The 22,154-nt window shown below is 68.5% G+C and carries 18 protein-coding genes and 1 pseudogene; 11 read left to right on the plus strand and 8 right to left on the minus strand.

What is annotated here, in order from left to right; all coding sequences use genetic code 11:
• Positions 1–239 precede the first annotated feature (239 nt).
• Complete coding sequence (locus XINFAN_RS20050; RefSeq protein WP_233352422.1) at positions 240–1,028, minus strand: response regulator; 789 nt, start codon at positions 1,026–1,028, stop codon at positions 240–242.
• A 255-nt stretch (positions 1,029–1,283) separates the two neighbouring features.
• On the opposite strand from XINFAN_RS20050, the gene XINFAN_RS20055 reads away from it, so the two are divergent.
• From XINFAN_RS20055 to XINFAN_RS20065, 3 genes are read left to right on the plus strand one after another with little or no spacing between them, the layout of a single operon-like run.
• Positions 1,284–1,493, plus strand: a complete 210-nt coding sequence (locus XINFAN_RS20055; protein ID WP_124088635.1) for a hypothetical protein — start codon at positions 1,284–1,286, stop codon at positions 1,491–1,493.
• Positions 1,490–2,074, plus strand: coding sequence for a sigma-70 family RNA polymerase sigma factor (locus XINFAN_RS20060; protein ID WP_124088636.1), 585 nt, complete (start codon positions 1,490–1,492; stop codon positions 2,072–2,074). Before XINFAN_RS20055 ends, XINFAN_RS20060 begins: the two co-directional genes overlap by 4 nt.
• A gap of 4 nt (positions 2,075–2,078) precedes the next feature.
• Positions 2,079–3,554, plus strand: a complete 1,476-nt coding sequence (locus XINFAN_RS20065; RefSeq protein ID WP_124088637.1) for a sensor histidine kinase — start codon at positions 2,079–2,081, stop codon at positions 3,552–3,554.
• Positions 3,555–3,814: 260 nt separating this feature from the next.
• On the opposite strand, the gene XINFAN_RS20070 is transcribed toward XINFAN_RS20065, so the two are convergent.
• The gene (locus tag XINFAN_RS20070; protein WP_124088638.1) at positions 3,815–4,702 is read right to left on the minus strand and encodes a GAF domain-containing protein; all 888 of its coding nucleotides are present in this window, start codon (positions 4,700–4,702) and stop codon (positions 3,815–3,817) included.
• A gap of 217 nt (positions 4,703–4,919) precedes the next feature.
• On the opposite strand from XINFAN_RS20070, the gene XINFAN_RS20075 reads away from it, so the two are divergent.
• The 6 genes from XINFAN_RS20075 to hpbA all read left to right on the plus strand — a co-directional run bounded on the left by XINFAN_RS20075 (position 4,920) and on the right by hpbA (position 15,518).
• Positions 4,920–5,672, plus strand: a complete 753-nt coding sequence (locus XINFAN_RS20075) for a Crp/Fnr family transcriptional regulator (protein ID WP_124088639.1) — start codon at positions 4,920–4,922, stop codon at positions 5,670–5,672.
• Positions 5,662–7,239 (plus strand): FAD/NAD(P)-binding protein, encoded by a 1,578-nt coding sequence (locus tag XINFAN_RS20080; RefSeq protein ID WP_124088640.1) that lies wholly within the window; start codon positions 5,662–5,664, stop codon positions 7,237–7,239. The genes XINFAN_RS20075 and XINFAN_RS20080 overlap by 11 nt, the downstream gene beginning before the upstream one ends.
• 200 nt (positions 7,240–7,439) lie before the next feature.
• On the plus strand, positions 7,440–10,463 hold the full coding sequence (locus XINFAN_RS20085) for a response regulator (protein ID WP_124088641.1): 3,024 nt from the start codon (positions 7,440–7,442) through the stop codon (positions 10,461–10,463).
• Positions 10,460–11,320 (plus strand): CheR family methyltransferase, encoded by an 861-nt coding sequence (locus tag XINFAN_RS20090; protein WP_124088642.1) that lies wholly within the window; start codon positions 10,460–10,462, stop codon positions 11,318–11,320. The genes XINFAN_RS20085 and XINFAN_RS20090 overlap by 4 nt, the downstream gene beginning before the upstream one ends.
• On the plus strand, positions 11,320–13,134 hold the full coding sequence (locus XINFAN_RS20095; RefSeq protein ID WP_124088643.1) for a response regulator: 1,815 nt from the start codon (positions 11,320–11,322) through the stop codon (positions 13,132–13,134). Before XINFAN_RS20090 ends, XINFAN_RS20095 begins: the two co-directional genes overlap by 1 nt.
• A gap of 347 nt (positions 13,135–13,481) precedes the next feature.
• Entirely contained in the window at positions 13,482–15,518 is a 2,037-nt protein-coding gene (gene hpbA, locus XINFAN_RS20100; RefSeq protein WP_124088644.1) for an N-methyl-L-proline N-demethylase HpbA, read from the plus strand.
• Between the two features lie 61 nt (positions 15,519–15,579).
• Here hpbA and XINFAN_RS20105 read toward each other — a convergent pair whose 3' ends face one another.
• The 5 genes from XINFAN_RS20105 to repA form a co-directional block, all read right to left on the minus strand.
• Positions 15,580–16,365 carry a pyrroline-5-carboxylate reductase family protein gene (locus XINFAN_RS20105; protein WP_124088645.1) on the minus strand — a complete coding sequence of 262 codons (786 nt, stop codon included), beginning with the start codon at positions 16,363–16,365 and terminating at the stop codon, positions 15,580–15,582.
• A complete protein-coding gene (locus XINFAN_RS20110; RefSeq protein ID WP_124088646.1) occupies positions 16,362–17,012 on the minus strand; it encodes a TetR/AcrR family transcriptional regulator in 651 nt (216 codons plus the stop codon). The genes XINFAN_RS20105 and XINFAN_RS20110 overlap by 4 nt, the downstream gene beginning before the upstream one ends.
• Positions 17,013–17,067: 55 nt before the next feature.
• Positions 17,068–18,249, minus strand: a complete 1,182-nt coding sequence (repC, locus tag XINFAN_RS20115; protein WP_124088647.1) for a plasmid replication protein RepC — start codon at positions 18,247–18,249, stop codon at positions 17,068–17,070.
• A gap of 172 nt (positions 18,250–18,421) precedes the next feature.
• Positions 18,422–19,342, minus strand: coding sequence for a plasmid partitioning protein RepB (gene repB / locus XINFAN_RS20120; RefSeq protein ID WP_124088648.1), 921 nt, complete (start codon positions 19,340–19,342; stop codon positions 18,422–18,424).
• A complete protein-coding gene (repA, locus tag XINFAN_RS20125) occupies positions 19,342–20,526 on the minus strand; it encodes a plasmid partitioning protein RepA (RefSeq protein ID WP_124088649.1) in 1,185 nt (394 codons plus the stop codon). Before repA ends, repB begins: the two co-directional genes overlap by 1 nt.
• A 216-nt stretch (positions 20,527–20,742) precedes the next feature.
• Here repA and XINFAN_RS20130 point away from each other — a divergent pair, with 216 nt between their 5' ends.
• Entirely contained in the window at positions 20,743–20,985 is a 243-nt protein-coding gene (locus tag XINFAN_RS20130; RefSeq protein ID WP_124088650.1) for a type II toxin-antitoxin system Phd/YefM family antitoxin, read from the plus strand.
• Positions 20,985–21,392: a type II toxin-antitoxin system VapC family toxin gene (locus XINFAN_RS20135; RefSeq protein ID WP_124088651.1), complete on the plus strand. Its 408-nt coding sequence runs from the start codon at positions 20,985–20,987 to the stop codon at positions 21,390–21,392. Before XINFAN_RS20130 ends, XINFAN_RS20135 begins: the two co-directional genes overlap by 1 nt.
• A 66-nt stretch (positions 21,393–21,458) precedes the next feature.
• Here XINFAN_RS20135 and XINFAN_RS22345 read toward each other — a convergent pair.
• A pseudogene (locus tag XINFAN_RS22345) lies at positions 21,459–22,055 on the minus strand (Tn3 family transposase); the annotation flags it as partial.
• Between the last annotated feature and the right edge of the window lie 99 nt (positions 22,056–22,154).

Below are 22,154 nucleotides of genomic sequence, written 5' to 3' on the forward strand. Positions count from 1 at the left end.
AAACCAAACCCGCCGCCGGTGCAAAGGTTCCGGCAAACGGCATCCCCCCTCCGGCGCGCCCTCCGTATCCCACGCACCGGCCAGTCCCCGCCATGCCGGGAAGACGCGCCCTCGCCACGGCGCTCCTTCCGCCCCTTCATTTTCTGTCTGAAAATATCCTCGGGGGGAGCCCGCGGCATGGCCGCGGGCGCGGGGGGCAGACAGCCCCCCGTTCCCCGGCCGGCCAGAGCCGGAACGCCTCAGCCCATCAGCGTCTCGGTCGAGGCGAAGAACATCGCCTGGCTGACCGCCGATCTGACGCGCTCCTCGGTGAAGGGTTTGGTGATCAGGAAGGCGGGCTCGGGCTTTTCCCCGGTCAGCAGCCGCTCGGGGAAGGCGGTGATGAAGATCACCGGCACCTCGCCCAGATCCGGCAGCAGCATGCGCACCGCGTCGATCCCCGAGGAATTGTCGGCAAGCTGGATGTCGGCAAGGATCAGATCCGGCCCGGTCTCGCGCCCCAGCCGGACCGCGTCGTCGCGGGTCGCGGCGATCCCGGTCACCTCATGGCCCATTTCCTCAACGATGCTGCGGATGTCCAGCGCGATCAGCGGCTCGTCCTCGATGATCATGATCCGGCCCGGAATCCCGGCCTGGGTCTCGCGATAGGCGATGGCGACCAGCTCGTCCGCCTCGCTCGCGGGGATCCGCATGATCTGGCCGATCTCCTCGCGGGTGAATTCCTCGATGGTGAACAGCAAAAGCGCCTCGCGGGTATTCGAGGTCAGCCCCGCCAGCCGGGCCTGCGCCCGCCGCTCGGGGCCCGCCGCGGGCGGATCCGCCACCGCCCGGCCCGAGCTTTGCCAGACGCTGTGAAAGGTGCGAAACAGCACGATCCGCGGCGACACCCCGGGATCAAGCAACGAGCGGTCGGCGAGCAGCGCCTCGATCGTCGCCGCCGCATAACGGTCGCCGCTGTCCTGGCTGCCGGTCAGCGCGCGGGCATATCGTCTCAGATAGGGAAGTTCCGCCGCAACGCGGACGGCCATGCTGTTTTCCACCACCGGCGTCTCGCGGGGGGCCTGAGGCGCACCCGCCGGGGGGTCGTTCGGATCTGTCTGGCTCATTGCCGCCTTCTTCCTCGGTTCCTGCACTTTGGCAGGGAACCAAACCCATTCGCCGGGATTAGGTTCCACAACAAAATGCAGCACGGGCCCGCCTTCCGCAGAGGAACGGACCTGACGCAAGGTCACGCCAAGCAGCCTTCACGCCGGACGGAACGAGTGGACGAACAGATAACAGCGATGCCAGACAAGAACCCTGCAAAAAGCACCGGCAAGACCTCCGGGAAGAACGACGCCCCGACCCCCCGCGAGCCCGTGGTCGATCCGGTCCTGCAACAGCAGATCGACGAGAATCTGCGGCTGCTCTACAAGGAATGCCTGAAGGACGACCTGTCTGAATCGCTTCAGCTTCTGGTCGACAGGCTGCGCAACGGGGGGAAACCGTCGTGACGGCCGCGCAACCCGCCGCTCCGCCGCCTGATCGCGACCCGCGCGAGGAGATCATCGTGCATCTGCCCGCGCTCCGGGCCTTCGCGCTCGGGATCACCCGCGATCCGGTGCTGGCCGACGATCTGGTGCAGGAGACCCTGCTCAAGGCCTGGTCCAAGTTCCATCTGTTTGAACAGGGCACCAAACTGCGGTCCTGGCTGTTCACCATCCTGCGCAACAGCCTGCGCACCATTCAGCGCAAACGGGCGCGCGAAGTGGCCGATGTCGATGACGTGCTGGCGGGCCGGCTGGCCACCAAACCCGCGCAGGAGGGCAATCTGGTGCTGCGCGAGGTCGAGGCCGCGCTGGCGAAACTGCCGGTCGAGCAGCGCGAGGTGCTCTGGCTGGTCGGCGCCATGGGGTTTTCCATCGAAGAGGCGGCCGAGACCTGCGGCTGCGCCACCGGCACGATCAAAAGCCGCGCCAACCGCGGGCGGCGCGCGCTGGCGGCGCTGCTTGGGATGAAGGCGGGCGAGTCCATTGAGTTGACCGACCGCGCCACGCTGGCGGTGATGGCCGGCCAGCCGGGCCGGTCCGGCTGATCCGATGCCGGGCCGCAGGATCCTGTCTCGCAACGGCCCGTTCAGCCGTCTGACGACCCGCCTTGTGCTTCTGATGACGCTGGCGCTTCTGCCCCTGGGCACCATCGCGGTGTCCCTGTCATCCGGAATGATCGGCCGCGACCGCATCGCCAACCGCCTGCTGACCGGCATGACCACCAACGCTTTGCGCGCCGAGGCCGAACCGCTGAGCGCCGCCTGGCAGCAGATCTCGTCGCTCGCCGCCCGGGCCGGGGAGGCGAGCGGCGACGAAATCTGCGCCATGCTCGCCGCGGAGCCGGGGGCGTCCCTGCTGGAGGACGGCGCCGCGCTGTTCAACCGCCAGGGCGAACGGATCGGCGGGGCCGATCCCGGCGCTGCCTTGCCGCCCGCGACCGTCCTCGACCTGATCGCCCGCGCCGCGCCCGACGGGGCCATTCTCGGCGCCCCGGACCATGGCGGCGGCGACAGCCCGTTGGTCTTTGTCGCCAGCATCGTGGTACCCGGCCAGGTCTTCGCCATCGCGGGCTGGCCCGGCAGCGCGCCGCCCGCGCCGCTGGCCCCGTCCAGCTATATGCCGCTGGCCTTCCCGGCGCTGATGTGGCTGGCCAGCCTCGGCGTGATCTTCATGTCGCTCGACTATCTGCTCCTGCGCCATCTGCGCAATCTCAACCGCCAGATGCGCCGCTTCGCCCTTGGCCACCCCGAGCCCTGGCAGGAACTGAACCACGACGCCCCGACCGAGCTGCGCCAGCTCAACACCACCTTCCAGAACATGGCCCGCATCATCGCCCGCGACGAGCAGGAGCTGGAATCCGCCCTGTCGGAGAAATCCGCCCTGCTGCGCGAGGTGCATCACCGGGTCAGGAACAACCTTCAGTTGATCTCGTCGATCATCAACCTGCAACTGCGGCAGATCGACGATCCGGCCGCGCGCCGGGTGCTGCGCGACGTGCAGGACCGGGTGCTGTGCCTTGCGATCATCCACTATCAGCTGCACGGGGCCGAGCGGCTGTCGGATCTGCGCGCCGATCAGGTGCTGGAGCAGATCCTCCGCCAGCTGGTCGCCGCGCGCCGCAGCCCGGGGCGCGAGCCCGGCCTGACGCTGCGCATCGCGCCGCTGGCGATCCCGGCCGACCGGATGGTGCCGCTGGCCTTTCTGCTGACCGAGGCGGTCAGCGACCCGATCCGCCGGATGGAGAGCCGCAACGACCCCCTGCCCTGGATCGACGTGCGGCTGAGCGAGCCCGCCCCCGGCACCGGCCTGCTGGAAGTCGCCACCGCCGATCCCGAAAACGGCGGCGGCGGCCTGCCGATGCGCGACCGGATCCGCGACGATCTGATCCGCGCCTTCGCCGGTCAGCTCGGCGGCAGTCTGGAAACCGCATCCGCGCAGGATCCGCGCGGCCCGGCCCGCCGCCTGCGCCTCAGCTTCGCGACCGGCACTGGCACGGGCACGCCGCAACCGGCGCTGCCGGGCTGACGCGCCCTGCCCGGGCCGGCGGAACAAATCCCCGTTACCCCGGTTATGCCTTCGAACCAGCCGGAGGAAGGCCGATGAAGATCCCTTTGTTCATTGTCATTCTTGCCGCCGCCGCCGCTCTGCCGCCCGCATCCGGGGAACAAACCGCGGTGGCGGGCTTTACCTTGCTGGCGCAGGCCGGACCGCCCTGCCCCGCCGCGCCGGCGCAACCCGATACCGGAGCGCAGAAGATCTGCGCCCTGCGGTTTCGGTAGACCGCGTCACCGCAACCCGCGCCCGGCCGCCGCGATCTGCAACGCGAAATACTGGCCGAACAGTTCCGCCGCGATCCGCAACGCCAGCGGCACCGTTTTCGGCGCGGCATTATGGCAGGCAATCGTCCCCCAGGGCTCGTTCCCGCACATCACCGCAAGCGTCAGCACCGCGCCGATTCCCTGCGCGCGCAGGTCGGCCAGCGGGCCGGGCGCAGCGACCCGCAGCCAGGCATGGGCCAGATCCGGGGGCGGCCCCTGCGCGGGCTCCAGCCGCACCGGCGCCGCGCCGGTATCGGGGATCAGCCGCAGCGGCGGGCCGGGGCAGACCGCGCCCGGCAGCCCCGCCGCCGAAGGCCCCGCCGCGCCGGAAAGCTGCGCGCTGGCCAGCACCTCGGGCCCCTCCGCTGCGAACCGGCTGACCGTTACCCGGTCGAAACCCAGCATCGCCTGCATCAGCCGCGCGGCCATGGTGAACAGCCGCGCCGGATCGCTCACCTGCGCCAGCCGCAGCACCATATGCCGCAACAGATCCAGCGTCTGTTCCGCGCTCTGGCCGCCCGGCTCTGCCGGTTCCAGCTCGACGATCATCGCCCCGGCATGCGTGTGGATCGCCGCATCGAACGCCCCCATGGCGCAGGGCAGCCGCAGCCCGGCGATCATGCCCTGGCGCTCGGGCCCGCCGCCCGCGCGCGCCGCCGCGTTGCGCAGATCGTGGACCGCCGCCGCGCCCAGGATATCCGCCAGCGCGAGGCCGGGGAACAAATCCCCGCCGAACCGCGTTATTCCGCGAAAGTTTTGCGAGACGCAGCGGAGCTCCAGTGAAACCGGGTCGCAGACCAGCATCGCCCCATGCGGCAGGATCGCCCCGGCAGGACCGCCCGCATCCTCAGCCATGGGCCGCCTCCCGGCCTCCGGGCAGGCCCGTCCTGCGGGGGAAACGCACCGAAATCTTCCGCCTCATCACCATGCTCCTCTGCGTCGGGCGGCGGGTCACAGCCGCGCCTGCCCGGACGGTTGTGTTCACGGGTAACATAAGCTCCGGCAGTCTTCTGTCTACAACCAGACATAATCACCACGCAACTATAACGGGAATCGCCGAAAGGAAGCCGCCATGGCCGCATCCGCGCTGAACCGGCAGGCCAACCGCCTGCTCTCCCGGCTGAGCGACGAGGACTGGCAGCGCCTCGCGCGCCATCTGATCGCGCATGAGCCGGGCCCGGGCGACATGCTGCAAAAGGCCGGAGACGAGGTGAGCCAGACCTGGTTTCCCTGCGGCACGGCCAGCGCCGGCTTCCAGGTCTGGACCGATTCCGACTGCACCGCCGTCGATGTCGGCACCATCGGTTCCGAGGGCGCGATCGGCGGCATCGTCTCGAACGGACGGGTTCCCGCCTATGCCAGCGCCGAGGTGCGCAGCCCCGGCCTGTTCCTGTCGATCCGCATTTCGCAGCTTGAACGCGCCAAGACCGAATCGCTGGCGCTGCGGCACTGGTTCGCGCGCTATTCCGATTGCCTGGTGGCGCAGTTGTTCCAGAACTCGGCCTGCAACGCCAGCCACACCATCCGCCAGCGCGTCGCCCGCTGGCTGCTGGCCAGCGCCGAAAGCTACGGCGGCGACCATGTGCCGATGACGCAGGAACAGCTTGCCCGCATCCTGGGCGTCGGGCGCACCTTCATCACCCGCGTGGTCGGAGAGCTGCGCGCAAGCGGCCTGATCGCCACCCGGCGCGGGTTGTTCATCCTGAGCGATCCCGATGGCCTGCGCGCCGCCGCCTGCGGCTGCTCCGGCTTCATCGCCCGGCATTACGAGGCGGTGATGGGCGGCATCTATCCCCACAGCCCCGGCGGCCCGCATGGCCGGTGATCCGCTGCACATCGCTTTGACCGGCGCCGGTCCGCGCGCGCTCGGCGCGGCCGAGGCCCTGGCGGCCGGGGCGCGCGGCCGTCCGCTCTCGCTCGACCTTTACGACCCGCAACAGCCGGGCGGGGCGGGGCCGAACTTCGATCCGGCGCAAAGCCCGCTCTGCCTGCTGAACACGCCCTTGCGCAATCTCGACCTGCCGGGGGCGGCGTTCCGCGACTGGCTGCCCGCCGACCGGCGCGATCCCGACAGCTTTCCGCCGCGCAGCGAGATCGGCGCCTGGCTCGCCGCCCGGCTGGCCGCGCTGATCGCGCATCCGCCGCCGGGCGTCTCGGTGCAACTGATCCCGGCGCGGGTGACCGGGCTGGAACGCGCGGGCCGGGGCTGGCGGCTGAGCAGCACGGCGGGCGCCACGGATTACGCCCATGTCGCGCTGATCCCAGGCCAGCCCCAGACCGCGCCCGACGACCAGCTTGCCGCCTGGCAGCGCCATGCCGGGGCCAGTGGCGCCACGCTGGCGCCCGCCTATCCCGCCAATGCGCTGCTGCAATCCGCCAGGGCATGGACGGGCAGGACCGTGGCGATCCGCGGCCTCGGCCTGTCCACGCTCGATGTGCTGCGGCTGCTGACACTGGGCGCGGGCGGGCGGCTCAAAGCCGGGCGCTACCTGCCCTCGGGGCGCGAGCCCGCGCGGATCCTGCCCTTCTCGCGCGACGGTCTGCCGCCCTGGCCCAAGCCCGAAACCGCCGCCATCGACCGCCGTTTCGACCCGCTTCGCGCAGAAACCGCAGCCTTCCGCCAGGCGCTGGCCCAGGCGATGACCGACTCCCCCGGCCCGGCGATGGAGCGGATCTGCGCGGCGCTGATTGTCCCCGCCCGCCGCATCCTCGGCACCGGCGAGGGCCTGCGCGCCTGGCTGGAAGCCGAGCGCGACAGCCCCGGCAGCCAGGAAACCCGCCCCGCGGCCGAGGTGCTGCGCCACGGCATCGCCATGGCAGAGGGCGGCGCCCCCGATCCCGGCTACACGCTCGGCCAGATCTGGCGCAAATGGCAAAGCGGGTTGCGCGAGGGCTTCGACCCCTCGGCCCGCCCCGAAACCATCCGCGCGCTGAACGATTTCGACGAGGGGATGAAGCGCATCTCCTACGGACCGCCGGTCTGCATTGCCCGCGAGCTGGACGCGCTGCTCCGGGCCGGGATCGTCACCCTCTGCGCCGCCGACGATCCCGAAGTGGAAACCGTTCCGGGCGGCTGGCGCATCACCGAAGGCGGGACGCAACACACCGCAAGCGTGATGATCGACGCCGTTCTGCCGGCACCGAAGCTTGACACCCTGCGCGACCCGCTGCTGGCCGGCCTGCGCGACGCAGGCCACCTGACCCCCTGCCCCGCCACCGGCGCCCTGCGCACCGATGCGGCAGGCCGCGTCCTCGGCAGGGACGGCGCCGTCCCCGGCCTCACCCTTCTGGGGCGGATGGCGCTCGGCAGCGTGATCGCACCGGATTCGCTGCATGATTGTTTCGGCGAGACCACGCGGCGCCACGCCAGGGCGGTGCTGGATCCGGACTGACCCCGCCGCCGCCGCAGAAAAAATTACGAAAGCTCCGCCCCCTGCGGAACCAAATGCGCCGCCGCGCGTTCGGTGAGAATTTGATCACATCCCGGGGGATACGTGCAGATAACGATCAGGGCCGCGTCCGGTTCCCGCAACCCGCGCGCTGAAGACATTGTGCGTACCCGCTCCTTTGCCGGCTGCGGGGAAGTCTGATCATGGCAAAACCACGCTCTGCCCCTTATGAAGTGACGCTTTTCCTTGCCGTCGCCGCGATCATCGCCGCCACTTTCGTCGTGGACGGGCTGGTGCCGCTCGGCACCAATGTCTGGCTGGCCTATCTGTTGCCGCTGGTGCTGGCCTTTATGTCGCGGCTGCCCTGGCTGCCGGTTCTGGTCGCCGCGACCGCCATCATCGCCATGGCCATCGGCGTGTTCCTCAGCCCCGACGGCGTGCGCCCGCAGATCGCCATCCTGAACCGCTCGATCGCCGCCGTGGTCATGCTGATCCTGGCCGGTCTGGGCGTGGCGATGATCCGCTACCGGCTGCGGCTGACCGCCCTCGACTGGGAGCAGCGCGCCGAGGTGCGCCTTGCCCAGGCCTTGCAGGGCGATCCCGACGCCGCCACCATCGGCGAGCGCGCGCTCGCCACGCTGGCCGATGTGCTCGACGCCCGCGCCGCCGCCGCCTGGGTGGCCCAGGGGCCGCATCTGAAGCGCATCGCCGCCTGGGGTCTCGATGCCGACACCCGCGGCGACGGCGATCAGGGCCACCTGCGCCGCGCGCTGAACGAGGGCCGGGTGATCGGCCTGACCGCGGATCCCGAACACGCGCTCGGCTGGCGATCGGGCCTGCTCCGCGGGCGCACGGTGCATTCGGTGATCGTGCCGGCCAAAGTCGGGCCGGTGGTCAACGGCGTGCTGGAATTCGGCCTCGACCATCCGCTCTCGGACCGCGCCCGCGATCTGCTGGAACAGGTCTCCGTCATGCTGGGCGCCGAACTGCGCTCGGCCGCCTATCGCACCGAACTGCATGACCTGATCGAGGAAACCCGCCGCCAGGCCGAGGAATTGCGCAGCCATACCGAGGAACTCGCCGCCAGCAACGAGGAACTCGAAGAGCAAACCAGCGCCCTCCAGATCAGCGAGGCCCGGCTGCGCGAACAGCAGGCCGTGCTGGAGGAGCAGAACGCCCGGCTGGAAGAGCAGCGCGACGCCATCGCCCGCTCGCGCCGTCAGTTGTCCGATCAGGCCCAGGTTCTGGCCCGCGAAAGCCGCTACAAATCGGAATTCGTCGCCAATATGTCGCATGAGCTGCGCACGCCGCTGAACGCGCTTCTGATCATGGCGCGGCTCCTGGCCGAGAACCGCGGCCGGACCCTGAGCGAGGAACAGCTTCGCTGGGCGGAAACCATCGAAGCCTCGGGCAAGGATCTGCTGGCGCTGATCAACGACATTCTGGATCTCTCGAAGATCGAGGCCGGCAAGGTCGAGGTGAATCCCGAATCCGTCTCGCCCGCCGCGCTGGCCGGGCAGCTCAAAACCAGCTTCGAGGCCCAGGCCCGGCAGAAGGGGCTGGATTTCACCCTGGACCTGGCGCCCGACATCGCCCGGATCGTCACCGATCCGGCCCGCGTCGGGCAGATCCTGCGCAATTTCCTGTCGAATGCGCTGAAATTCACCGACAAGGGCGGCGTCACCCTCGGCGTGAAACCCGACGGCACCGGCGTGGCGATTTCGGTGAAGGACACCGGCATCGGCATCTCGGAATCCGATCAGAAAGCCGTGTTCGAGCCGTTCCGCCAGGCCGACGGCACCATCTCGCGTCGCTACGGCGGCACCGGGCTGGGGCTGTCGATCTCGCGCGATCTGGCAGAGCTTCTGGGCGGGAAGATCACGCTCGACAGCCGCCCGGGCCAGGGCAGCACCTTCACCCTGCACCTGCCCGACCAGGCCCCGGGCGCAAGCGCGGCCCTGCCGCCACAGATGCCGCAGGACATGCCGCTTGGCCGGCTTCCCGGCTTTACCGACGACCGCGACCTGCCCGACCGCACCGAACGTCTTCTGCTGATCGTCGAGGACGACCCCGCCTTCGCCCGCCTTCTGTTCGATCTGGCGCATGAGATGGATTTCGGCGCCATCGTCGTGGGCACCGCCGACGATGCGATCCGCGCCGCGCATGATCACCGGATCCGCGGCATCATCCTTGACATCGGCCTGCCCGACCATTCCGGCATGACCGTGCTCGACCGGCTGAAACGCGATGCCGAGACCCGGCACATCCCGGTCCATGTCGTCTCGGCCAACGATCATATCCGCGCCGCGCTGGAACAGGGCGCGGTCAGCTACCTGCTGAAACCCGTGGAACGCGAGGCGCTGGTCCAGGCGCTGGAAGCCCTCGGCCGGCAGCTTGAGCACCACCTGCGCCGCGTGCTGATCGTCGAGGACGATCCCGCGCAACTGGAAGGGCTGCGCGAATTGCTGCGCAGCGACGAGGTCGAGACGCAAGGCGCCGCCACCGCCGCCGAGGCGCTGGAGGCCTGCCGCGCCACCACCTTCGACTGCATCGTGCTGGACATGACCCTGCCCGACGCCTCGGGTTTCGACCTCCTGGAAAAGCTGAGCGAGGACGAGACCGCCTCTTTCCCGCCGGTGATCGTCTACACCGCCCGCGCTTTGTCCGAGGCCGAGGAACAGCGCCTGCGCCGCCATTCGCGCTCGATCATCATCAAGGGCGCCAAATCGCCCGAACGGCTGATCGACGAAGTGACCCTGTTCCTGCACCAGGTGGTCTCCGACCTGCCGCCGCGCCAGCGCGAGATGCTGGCCGCCTCGCTCAACCGCGACGCCCAGCTTGAGGGGCGGCGGATCCTGGTGGTCGAGGACGATATCCGCAACATCTACGCGCTTTCCGGCATTTTCGAGCCGCATGGCGCCGAGGTCCAGATCGCCCGCAACGGCCGCGAGGCGCTGGATGCGCTGGCGCGCGTCGCCGAAGGAACCGCGCCGAAGGTGGACCTCGTGCTGATGGATGTGATGATGCCCGAGATGGACGGCCTCACCGCCACCCGCGAGATCCGCCGCGATCCGCGCTGGAAAACGCTGCCCATCATCATGCTGACCGCCAAGGCGATGGCCGACGATCACGCGCAATGCCTGGCGGCCGGGGCCAACGACTATCTGTCGAAGCCGCTCGATGTCGACAAACTCCTGTCGCTGGCGCGGGTCTGGATGCCGAAATGAACGCGCTGCCCGCCCCTGCCCTTTCCGCTGACGCCCTCGCGGCGGGGATCGAGCTCGACCTGTTCCTCGAGGCGCTGAAACGGCGCTGGCATTACGATTTCCGCTCGTATTCGCGCGCCTCGCTGCACCGCCGGGCCGGGGTCGCGCGCGAGCGCCTCGGCTGCGCCACGCTGTCGGAACTCCAGGGCCGCCTGTTGCGCGACACCGCCGTGCTGCATGAGGTGATCGACTGCATGACCGTCCAGGTCAGCGACCTGTTCCGCGATCCCGACTATTACCGGGCGCTGCGCGAGCAGGTGATCCCGCATCTGCGCACCTTTCCCTCGCTCAAGGTCTGGGTGGCGGGCTGCGCCAATGGCGAAGAGCTTTACTCGCTGGCGATCCTGTTTTCCGAAGAGGGGCTGCTGGAGCGCACCCTGTTCTACGCCACCGAGATCAACCGCCGCGCCCTTTCCCGCGCGGGCGCAGGCGTCTACGACATCGCCCGCCTGCCCGGATTTTCGGAAAACTACCAGCGCGCGGGCGGCAGATCCTCGCTGTCCGATTATTACACCGCGGCCTATGGCGGCGCGGCCTTCCACCGCGAATTGCGCCGCCGGGTGGTGTTCACCGAACACGATCTCGCCACCGATCAGGTGTTCTCCGAGGTGCATCTGATCTCATGCCGCAACGTGCTGATCTATTTCGACGCGGCACTCCAGGACCGCGTTTTCGGCCTGTTCGCCGATGCTCTGGCGCGCGGCGGCTTCCTCGGCCTCGGCGCGCATGAGACGTTGCGCTTTTCCAGCCGCACCGCGGCCTTCTCTCCGTTCAACGAAAGCCAGCGCATCTGGCGCCGCACCCCGGAGGTCTATTGATGCCTGACAGGCCGATCCGTTTCCTTCTGGTCGATGATGTCGCCGAGAACCTGATCGCGCTCGAAGCCCTGCTCGTCCGCGACGGGCTTGAGATCCACAAGGCCCGCTCGGGGGCCGAGGCGCTGGAACTGATGCTGTCGCAGGATTTCCAGCTTGCCTTCGTCGACGTGCAGATGCCCGGGATGAACGGCTACGAACTGGCCGAACTGATGCGCGGCACCGAGCGCACCCGCGGCATCCCGATCATCTTCGTCACCGCCGCCGAACTCAGCGAGGCGCGGCGCTTCCGCGGCTATGAGGCGGGCGGCGTCGATTACATCTTCAAGCCGATCGACCCCGTGATCCTGCAATCCAAGGCCGATGTGTTCTTCCGTCTGGGCCGCCAGGCCAAGGATTTGGAACGCCAGCGCGATGAGTTGCGCGAGGCCGCCCGCACCCGCGATCTGGCGCTGGCCTCGCTGCGCGCGCATGCCGACAATTCACCGCTGGCGCTGGTGGAATGCGACGACGATCTGACCGTGCACGGCTGGTCGATGGGGGCCGAGCGCATCCTCGGCATCCCGCCCGCCGCGATGATCGGCCAGCCGCTTGCGCATGCCGGGCTGTTCACCGACAAGACGCTGGCGATGCTGACGAACTGGATCGCCGGGGCCGACAGCCTGGCCCGCCATACCGCCGAAGTGGTCGCCGAAACCCCCGCGGGCCAGATCCATGCCGAGCTTTACGGCTCGGTCCTGACCGATCCCGGCAGCGGGCGGGCCTCGCTGTCGCTGCAACTCCTCGACGTGACCGAGCGGCACCGCGCCGAAGAGGTGCGCTCGCTGCTGGTGGGAGAGCTGAACCACCGCATCAAGAACACCCTCGCCAATGTCCAGGCCATCGCGCGCCAGACCCTGCGCCATTCCGGCGATCTGGACGATTTCGGCGCGCGGTTCTCGGGGCGGCTCCAGGCGCTGGCGCGGGCGCATTCGATCCTGTCGGATGTCACCTGGTCCTCGGCCTCGCTGGACGAGCTGCTGGACGATCTGATCCGCGCCGGGACGCTCGACCCCGACAGCCTGCACCGCTCGGGGCCGCAGATCGGCCTTTCGCCCGAGAACACCCTGCGCATGGCGCTGGTGCTGCACGAACTCGTCACCAATGCGGCCAAATACGGCGCGCTCTCGGTCCCCGAGGGCCGGATCCGCCTTCACAGCGCGGTGGAGAACGGCGAACTCACCCTTGTCTGGCATGAGATCGGCGGCCCGCCGGTCACGCTCCCCGCCGCGCCCGGCTTCGGCTCGACCCTGATCGAGGCGGGCACCGGCGATCACGACGCCAGCGTCGACTGGCGCCCCGAAGGCGCGGTCTGGACCATACGCATCCGCAACGGCTTTAGCTGCGCCGCCCCCGCCGGCAGCGGCCCGGCCGCCCTGCCCGGCAAAGGCGCAGGCCCCGCCGGGGTGATCACCGGCTGCCGGGTGCTGCTGGTCGAGGACGAGCCGCTGGTCGCCATGGATGTCACCTGCGAACTGGAGGACGCCGGCGCCGCGCTGGTCCGGCTGGCGCAGACCGTGGACGAGGCCATCGCCGCCGCCGATGCCGGCCAGATCGACGTGGCGCTGCTCGACGGCAATCTGGCGGGCCAGCCGGTCGACCGCGTGGCCGAGACCCTGGCGCGGCGCAAGATCCCGTTCTGCTTCGTCTCGGGCTACGGCAAGGAACATCTGCCGCGCGCCTTCGCCGATACGCCGGTGCTGACGAAGCCGGTCGATCCCGGCGCGCTGCTCGACGTGATCTGCCGGATCCGCGCGCGGCAGGTGGCCGGAACCTGAGCCACCGCGCCCGTCCGGCGGGAAAATCTGCACGCTTTCGCGCCGGGCGGGAACCATCCCCCGCCCCGCCGGTTGGGTCCTCAATGCAGACGGAGGATCACGATGAATATTGTCAGGTTCTACGCCTTTTGTTCGGCCGCCTCGCTCGTCATCGCCGCGCTGGCCATGTCTTACGCCGTCAGCGTGTTCTGACGCCCTTTCCACCCTTGTCACCGATCACGGGGCCTCATCACGAGGCCCCGTTTTCGTTTCCCCGGCCGGGTGCGAAACACTGATGATCCATAACTTGACATGAGTGCACATTTTGCGAAAACTGCGCGCGTCACCCTGTTCCCAGAGGCAGCCTCATGTCCAACGATCCGCTTCTCCAGCCCTATCAGCTGAAGCACCTGACCCTGCGCAACCGCATCCTCATCACCAGCCACGAACCGGCCTATCCCGAGGACGGGATGCCCAAGGGCCGTTACCGCGCCTATCACGTGGAGCGGGCGAAAGCGGGCGTCGCGCTGACGATGACGGCGGGCTCGGCCTCGGTCGCGCGCGACAGCCCGCCGGTGTTCAACAACATCCTCGCCTGGAAGGACGAGGTGGTCGGCTGGATGAAGCAGATGGTGGATGAGTGCCACGACCACGGCGCGGCGGTGATGATCCAGCTCACCCATCTGGGCCGCCGCACCCGCTGGGACAAGGGCGACTGGCTGCCCGTCGTCGCCCCCAGCCACGAGCGCGAGGCCGCGCACCGCGCCTTTCCCAAGCGGATGGAAGACTGGGATCTGACCCGCATCATCCAGGACTTCGCCGATGCGGCCGAGCGGATGAAGACCGCGGGCGTCGACGGGATCGAGCTGGAAGCCTATGGCCACCTGCTGGAACAATTCTGGTCGCCGCTGACCAACGACCTCGACGCGCCTTACGGCGGCAGTCTCGACAACCGCCTGCGCTTCACCTTCGACGTGCTGCGCGCGATCCGGGAACGCTGCGGGCCCGATTTCATCACCGGCCTGCGCTACACCGGCGACCAGGACATGCCCGGCGGCATGGGCCGCGACGAGGGAATCGAAGTCTCGAAGAAGCTGCGCGATTCGGGGCTGGTCGATTTCCTCAACGTGGTGAAGGGCCATATCGACACCGATCCCGGCCTGACCGATCTGATCCCGATCCAGGGCATGCCGAGCGCGCCGCATCTGGATTTCGCCGGTGAGATCCGCGCCGCCACCGGCTTTCCCACCTTCCACGCCGCGCGCATCCCCGACGTGCCGACCGCCCGCCACGCCATCGCAAGCGGTAAGCTCGACATGGTGGGCATGACCCGCGCCCATCTGGCCGACCCGCATCTGGTGCGCAAAATCATCGAGGGGCGCGAGGACGACATCCGCCCCTGCGTCGGCGCCAATTACTGTCTCGACCGGATCTACCAGGGCGGCATGGCCTTCTGCCTGCACAACGCCGCCTCGGGCCGCGAAGAGACCATGCCGCATGACATCCCCAAGGCCCCCGCCCGCCGCCGGATCACCATCATCGGCGCCGGTCCCGCAGGGATGGAGGCCGCCCGCGTCGGCGCCGAACGCGGCCATGAGGTCACCGTGCTTGAGGCCGCCGACCAGCCCGGCGGCCAGATCCGCCTGACCGCCCAGGACGAGCGCCGCCGCGAGATGATCTCGGTCATCGCCTGGCGGATGGCGCAATGCGAACGCCTCGGCGTCACCTTCCGCTTCAACACTTTCGCCGATGCGGAAACCGTGCGGGAGACCCGCCCCGACGAGGTGATCGTCGCCACCGGCGGGTTGCCGCATACCGAGGTGTTGACAGCCGGCAACGATCTGGTCTGCTCGGCCTGGGATATCCTCTCGGGCGATGTGAAGCCCGGCGCAAGCGTGCTGATCTTCGACGATGCGGGCGATCATGCCGCGCTCCAGGCCGCCGATCTGATCTCGGCCACCGGCGCCGCGGTCGAGATCGTCACGCCGGACCGCAGCTTCTCGCCCGAGGTGATGGCGATGAACCTGGTGCCCTATATGCGCAACCTGCAAAAGCGCGACACCACCTTCACCGTGACCTGGCGGCTGTTGTCGGTCACGCGTGAGGGCAACCGCCTGCGCGCGGTTCTCGGCAGCGATTACGGCGACGTGCGGCGCGAGCGGCTGGTCGATCAGGTGGTGGTCAACCACGGCACCCGCCCGCTGGACGATCTGTATTTCGAGCTGAAACCGCAGTCCTCGAACCTCGGCGAGGTGGATTACGAGGCGCTGGCGACCGGCGGCTTGCAGAAGGTGAGCCGCAATCCCGAAGGGGCGTTCCGGCTGTTCCGCATCGGCGATGCAGTGGCCGCGCGCAACACCCATGCCGCGATCTACGACGCGCTCAGGCTGGTGAAAGACCTCTGACAGGACACATCCCCGCAGGCAGGCGCTGATCCCCTGCCTGCGGAGGCGCCGCCCCGCGCCGTTACGCCAGGGGCGGCCGGGCCATCGCCCGCGCCTTATCGGTCGCGGCCTCCAGCGCCAGCCGGATCGCGTCACGGAACCCCGCCGCCTCGGCCGCGTTCAGCCCGGCATCCGTTGTGCCACGATAATCGTGATAGGCCGCAAGCAGTTCCCCCGCCCGGCCCACCTGCCCCTCCAGCATCCTCGCGCCGCCGCAGACCGCGGCCTCGACCGCGCGCAGAGCGACCGGCTCGGGCAGGCCATGGGCGCGGGCGACCGCCAGCATCGCCTCGGCCATCAGCGCCGGATAGGCCGCGCCAGAGCCCGGAAGCGCGGTCATCAGGTCAAGCTGCCCCTCCTGCGTCAGCTCATCCGAGGTGCCGATCGCGGACAGGATCCGCGTCACGGTCTGGCGGTCGTGATCCGTCACCCCGGGCGCGGCGAACCAGGGCGAATAGGACGCAGCAATCTCCGCCGCCGCATTGGGCATCGCCCGCACGATCCGCCCGCCGCAGGCGGCCAGCCCGGAGCAATCCACCCCGGCCATGAAGGAAATCACCAGCCGCCCCGGGCTGTGCAGAGCCAGCGCCGGCCAGTCCCCGGGCCGCACCGAGACCACGATCACATCGGCCTGCGCCGCCAGCGCGGCGGCATCCGCGGCCCAGGTCACGCGCCGCCCGTGGTAGTCCGCACGCGGGCCGCTGCGGTTGAGCAGCACCAGATCCCCGGGCGCGGTGCCTTTGTCCAGAAGCCCCCGGCCAAGCGCCGATCCAAGCCAGCCGGTGGCGCCGATGATTCCGATCTTCATGACTGTCCCTCCGGCTCGTATCCGTGGCGGGCATGGAACCGCGCCATCTCACGCGGGCCGGGCCGGGCTCGCCCGCTGTAGATCTCGACGTAATGCGGAATCCGCGCCATCCGTTCCGCCAGACTCTCCTGCGCCTGCATCGAGATATAGCCGATCTGCACGAGGTAGATCGTCCGCGCCCGCACCTCGGCATCCTGCGTGGCGTGGCCCCATTTCTCCAGCAGGGCCGCCAGGGCCGCCAGCCGGGTCCGGTCGGCCTCCTGCACCCGGGCCATGACGCCCGCATCCTGCAAGGCCCAGCTTCGCACAGCGAATTCCAGCCGGTCGTCGAACTGATCGCGCGAGAGGAAGCAACCGATCACGTTCAGCAGCGCCTCGGCCTCGGTCTCGGCATAAGCGCCGGTGGCCAGGATCAGCGGCGCGGTGGTGCGCTGGTCCCAGCGGGAGAGCAGGGCGGCGAGCAGATCCTCGCGGCTGCGGAAATGCCAGTAAAAGCTGGTGCGCGCCAGTTTCAGCCGGTTGGCCAGCGGCAGGATGCGCACCGCGTCGATCCCGCCCTCGATCAGCGCCTCGTAACCGGCCTCCAGCCAGCTTTCGGGCGAGCCGCGCCAGCCGGTGGGTTCCTCGGGATTTTTCCGCTCTGCCATAGGGATTGGCTACCTTTCCTGTCCGGCGCTGGCAAGCCGGTTGACGGCTGTCAACTCAGGCCGCATGGGTGTTCTCGGCCCGCAAGAGGGCCATGACCATCGGCCCGGGCGAGAAGGCCCCCTCGGACGCCTTGCGCGACAAAGCCCGCAGATAGCCGCCGGGTTTCGCGATCCGCTCGAAACTTTGCAGGATGCAGGTAACTGTGATGGCTGCGACGGCAGGGGTCATGTGGTGCTGGGCCTCCTCCCAGGCGTCGGGGCTGATCCCCATCATGCCGCGCACGAACGCCGCCGCGGCAATCAGATCGCGCCAGTCCTGAATGCCGTGCGGCGCATAAGAACGGATCTCGGGGCAGGCGCGCAGCACCAGATGCAGCGGCAGCTTCGGATCGGCAGCGGTGACATCCGGGATTGTCTCCACGACTTCCGCCTTTGCCGGTTTTCGGCGAAGTTCAGGATCAGGAGTGTTTATGGTTGAATATTGTTTGTGCCGCTCAGTTTCGGCGACATTGCCGTTCATATTCTCTGTTTTCTGCGGTGTCAGAGCCTTCTGCACACGTTCCAGCATCTCAGAGACCAACCCGTCGAGATGCTCCAGAGCCGCCGGATCCAGCCGCCGCCGCAGCGCCCGTTTGGTCAGCACAACGGCATCCGAGAGCGCATCCCAGGGGCCGGGCTGGGTCTCGATGCCGTAGGCCACCAGCTTCTCGCAATCGCGCAGCCGCAGGACGATGCTCTCGCGCTGGCGCCGCAGCCGTTCCGCCGCCATCAGCGCAGCCTGCGCCGCCGCCGCGATCTCTTCGGCGCGGCGGGCGAGGGGGGAAAGATCGAAGCCGAAGGCCCGGTCCACCCCGCCGAAACCGCGCACCGCGTAGCGTTTGCCGTTGGGGCTGTCGTGGCGCAGGATCAGCCCGGCGGCGACCAGGGCCGCGATATGCCGGCGCAGAGTGCTTTCCGCCATGCCATGCGCGCGCGCCGACAGCGCCGCGTTCGAGGGGAAGACGATGGTGCTGTCGCCGCCGATCTGGTCCTCACGGTGGAACGAGATCAGCGCAGAGAGCACGGCAAGATCCCGGTCGCTGACCGCGAAAGCCGCGCGCGCGGCGCCGAGATCGCGCAGGATCTGCCATTTATCGGCGGGCGGACAATCGCAGGCCTCTCCGGCCAGCGCTTGCGCTGCCAGAAGCCCGGCCGTTACCGGCCGCCGCCCGAAGGGCGTCGTGGAAATATGCTGCATCCTGTTTCACGGGGATACAAAACGACATCCCGCCGAATCGACGAGTTGACAGTAGTCAACGAAAGCCGCTAGATTCGAGTTACCAGATCGACCAACGGCCCTTCGGAATGTTCATCGTTCCGGGGGGCTTTTGTTTTGCCTTGCCTGTGCCTCCTGTCCTGGTTGCCGTTTCTTAATCCTTCCGCTCCAGCCAGCGCGCGTGCAGCTCTGCCATCTGCGCCACCAGCCAGTCGCCGAAGCCCTCTGCCGGTTTCCCCGCCAGCGTCAGCACCAGCCGGTCGCCCTTGCGGCTGACCTCGCCAAGCCGTGTGGCCTGCGCCCCCACCAGCGGCTCGGGCGCCGCCGGGCGGGGCCGGCGCGGCGCGAGTTTGCGGAAAAGCGTCTCGAACCTTGCATCCGAACTGTCGCCCTCGACCGCCGCCAGCACCGCCTCGGGGTCGCGGTCGGGCAGACGTTCGACCAGTTCCAGCCACCGGTCGCGGCCGACCGAGGGCGCGGCGCCGATGGCATGCAGCAAGGGCAGGGGGATCGCATCGGCCACGGTCAGCATCCGGCTGATCACCGTCTTGTCGACGGCCAGCGCATCGCAGATCACCGCGCGCTCAAAGCCGTTGTCGCGCATCTGGCGGGCGAAATTCGCCTTTTCGATGAAGGACAGATCCTTGCGCAGCGCGTTTTCCTGGCCCTGGGCGATCATCAGATCGCGGTCGGTCAGATCGCGCAGCATCGCCTTGACCGGCAGGCCGGCAAGCTTCAGCGCCGCCACCCGGCGGCGGCCATAGACCACCTCATAGCGCCCCTCGGCCCCGGGGGCGTGGCGCAGAAGCACCGGCACCTGCTGGCCATAGACGCGCATCGACTCGGCCAGTTCCGCCAGGCCCTCGGCATCTTCGTCCAGCCGGTCCTCAAGCCCGCCGTTGTCGATCAGATCGGTGGCGATCTCGATCACCGAGCGGCTTTTCAGATCGGCGATCGACTGGCCCACGGCGCCGATCGCGCCCTTGGTCATTCTGGGCGGCGGGGCAGGGGGGCGGGCCGGATCAGGCTCTGCACCGGCGGAAAGCAGCCCTTTCAACAGGTCCTTGCGTGCCATCAGCGTCTCGCCTCCCGTCCCCAGGCCTGCTGGATCAGGCCCTCGATCTCGCCGTTCACCGCGTTCAGGCTTTCCAGCGCGCGCTCATAGGTCTGGCGGGTGAAGGCCCCGCGGTCGACCTCATAGAGCGTCTGTTTGGTGATCCCGGCATCCGAGATCGCGGTGGATTTCAGCGCGGTATGGTTCAGCACATGCTCGCCGAACATCGAGCGCATGAAGCTGACCATCTGGTTCTGCGGCCCGTCGCCGGGCTCGTAGCGCGTCACCAGGTAGCGCATCCAGTCGTAGGACATATCGCCGCCGGCATCGGCCACCACGCCGAGCAGATTCGAGGTCATCAAGAGGAACTGGCACATCGACATCACGTCCAGCATCTGCGGGTGAACCGTCACCAGGACGGCCGTAGCGGCGGAAAGCGCGCTCATGGTCAGGAAGCCGAGCTGCGGCGGGCAGTCGATCACCACCACGTCGTAACCGGCTTCCACCTCGGCCAGCCTTTCGCTGACCCGCGTGAAGAACATCTCACCCGTCCGCGCGGCCAGAACGCGCGGCGTGTCGTGCTCGAACTCCATCAGATCGAGATTGCCGGGGATGATATCCAGGTTGGTGAAATAGGTCTGCTGGATCACCTCGCGCAGCGGCACCGGATTGTCGTAGCGGATCGCGTCGTAAAGCGTGCCGCCATCGGGCAGGTCGAACTCGGGCTGGAAACCGTGCAGCGCGCTGAACGAGGCCTGCGGATCAAGGTCGATGCCCAGCACCCGGTAGCCGTCGAGCGCCAGTTTCTGCGCCAGATGCGCGGCGGTGGTGGTCTTGCCGGAGCCGCCCTTGAAATTGATCACGGTGATGACCTGGAGATGATCGCCCGCGCGCCGCCCCGGCAGATAGGTGCCAGGGGTCTTGGCGCCTTTCTCCAGCATCCGGCGCAGGGCGAGGATATCCTCGGGCGTGTAGAAGCGCCGCCCGCCGGTGCGGGTTTCGGGTTGCGGGCCGCGGCCTTCGAGACTGAGCTTGCGCAGATAGGCATCTTTCACGCCCAGAAGATCGGCCACCTCGCCGCTGGTGAACTTGCGCAGCACGCGGCGCGCATTGGGGGGAAAGAGCTGTTCGCGATGCGCCTGCAACCGCTCGGACAAGCGTGCGGCATGATCCCCCACCAGGCGGTCGATTCTGTCCTTGGTCATCTGTCTGCCCCGGGCCCCTTGCTTGTTACGCTTTGGACCGTCTTATTCTCTCTTTAGCGTATATAACTGCCCTGGCCCCCGGATTCGGGCAAGCGTTTTCTTCAACATCTGGTGGCCTGCCGGGGGTCTGGCACAAGCCAAAAAGCGGCAGGCTTGACCGGAAAGGGCAGGGGACCCATATTCTGTCCAGTTATCTGGCCAGTTGAGGGCGCGAGAATGTGGACCCTGCAAGATGCGAAGAATCGGTTCTCGGCCGTGGTCGCGGCGGCTTTGGCCGGGCGCCCGCAGGAGGTAAGCCGGCGCGGCAAGCCCGCGGTCGTGGTGATGTCAGTTGAGGAATACCGCCGGTTGCTGGCCCGCGCCGCCTCGGAACGCGAGAGTTTCACCGATCACATGCTGGCCTTTCCCGGCGGCGATTTCCCCCGCCTGGGCGCGAAGCCGCGCAACGTCAGCTTCTGATGTATATCCTCGACACCAACGTGATCTCGGCCGTGCGCCGTCCGGACCGCGCGCCGCAGGTGGCGGCCTGGCTGCGGGCACGGAACGAGGCGGAGCTGTTCCTGTCGGTGATCACGCTGGGCGAGATCGAACGCGGCATCCGCGCGCAGGAGCGGATCAATCCGGTCTTCGCCGCCGATCTGCGGGCCTGGGTCGACCGCACGGTGCGGCTGTTTTCCGACCGCATCCTGCCCTTCGGTGCCGACGATGCGCGGATCTGGGGGCGGCTGTCGCAGGATATCGGCAACAGCGGCGCCGATCTGATGATCGCGGCGACGGCGCTGGCCCATGACGCGGTGGTGGTCACCGGCAACGAGGATGACTTTCGCCCCACCGGAGCACGGCTGGAAAATCCGTTCCGGGCCTGAGGGCGCATCCGGCTGGCACTCTCAGGCCCCTGAACATTAAAGGGGCACAGATATACCGCGGGCGGATCAGATTAAGAACGGCAGGGGTCGGAAGCCGGAATCGTCGAGCGCCGACTTGTCCTCCCGGATGCAATCCCCGGTGAGATTCACCTGCTCCGAGGAGAGCGGCGACAGGCTCGACAGCTGGTGATCGGGCACATGCTGCCCGGCGCCGTGCAAGGCCTCAACGACGCGGCCGGTATAGATCGTGTTCCAGCGGAGGATGGCGGTGCAGATTGACCGCCCGCACAAGATTGTCGCGGCTTTCCCCTTTGTTCAGCTCTGCCGTTGTCGTTTTCCTCAGCTCCTCATCGTTGATCCAGTCCAGCGTGAGCAGGGTCCGCTCGATCCGGCCCATCTGGCGTAATGCCTGGGCGAGACCACTCTGCCTTGTGGTGCCGGACGGCCTCGCTCGCTGTGGCCATCGCCGCGATGGATATGTTGCCCGTCAGAAGATGATATCATGTGCGCGCCGAAGACGCTGGCGAATGGGGCAGAGTGCCGGGCTTCGACCAAACGGGCAGGCGCCTGCGTGAAGGTTTCCTCTCTGACGTGCCATCTTAGCTGGCGATGTGTGACGCCGGGGCAGGCGAGTGTCATCTTCGAGAAGCCGGGATTGGTGGCCGCACCAGGGCATTTATGATGTTACCGCCGCCCGACGGCATCTGTTTGCCAGGGAGGGCCTGCGAGGCTCCACACAGGAGAGCGGTCATGCCGGAGATT

This window comes from Pseudogemmobacter humi, assembly GCF_900609055.1.
Lineage (GTDB): Bacteria > Pseudomonadota > Alphaproteobacteria > Rhodobacterales > Rhodobacteraceae > Pseudogemmobacter > Pseudogemmobacter humi.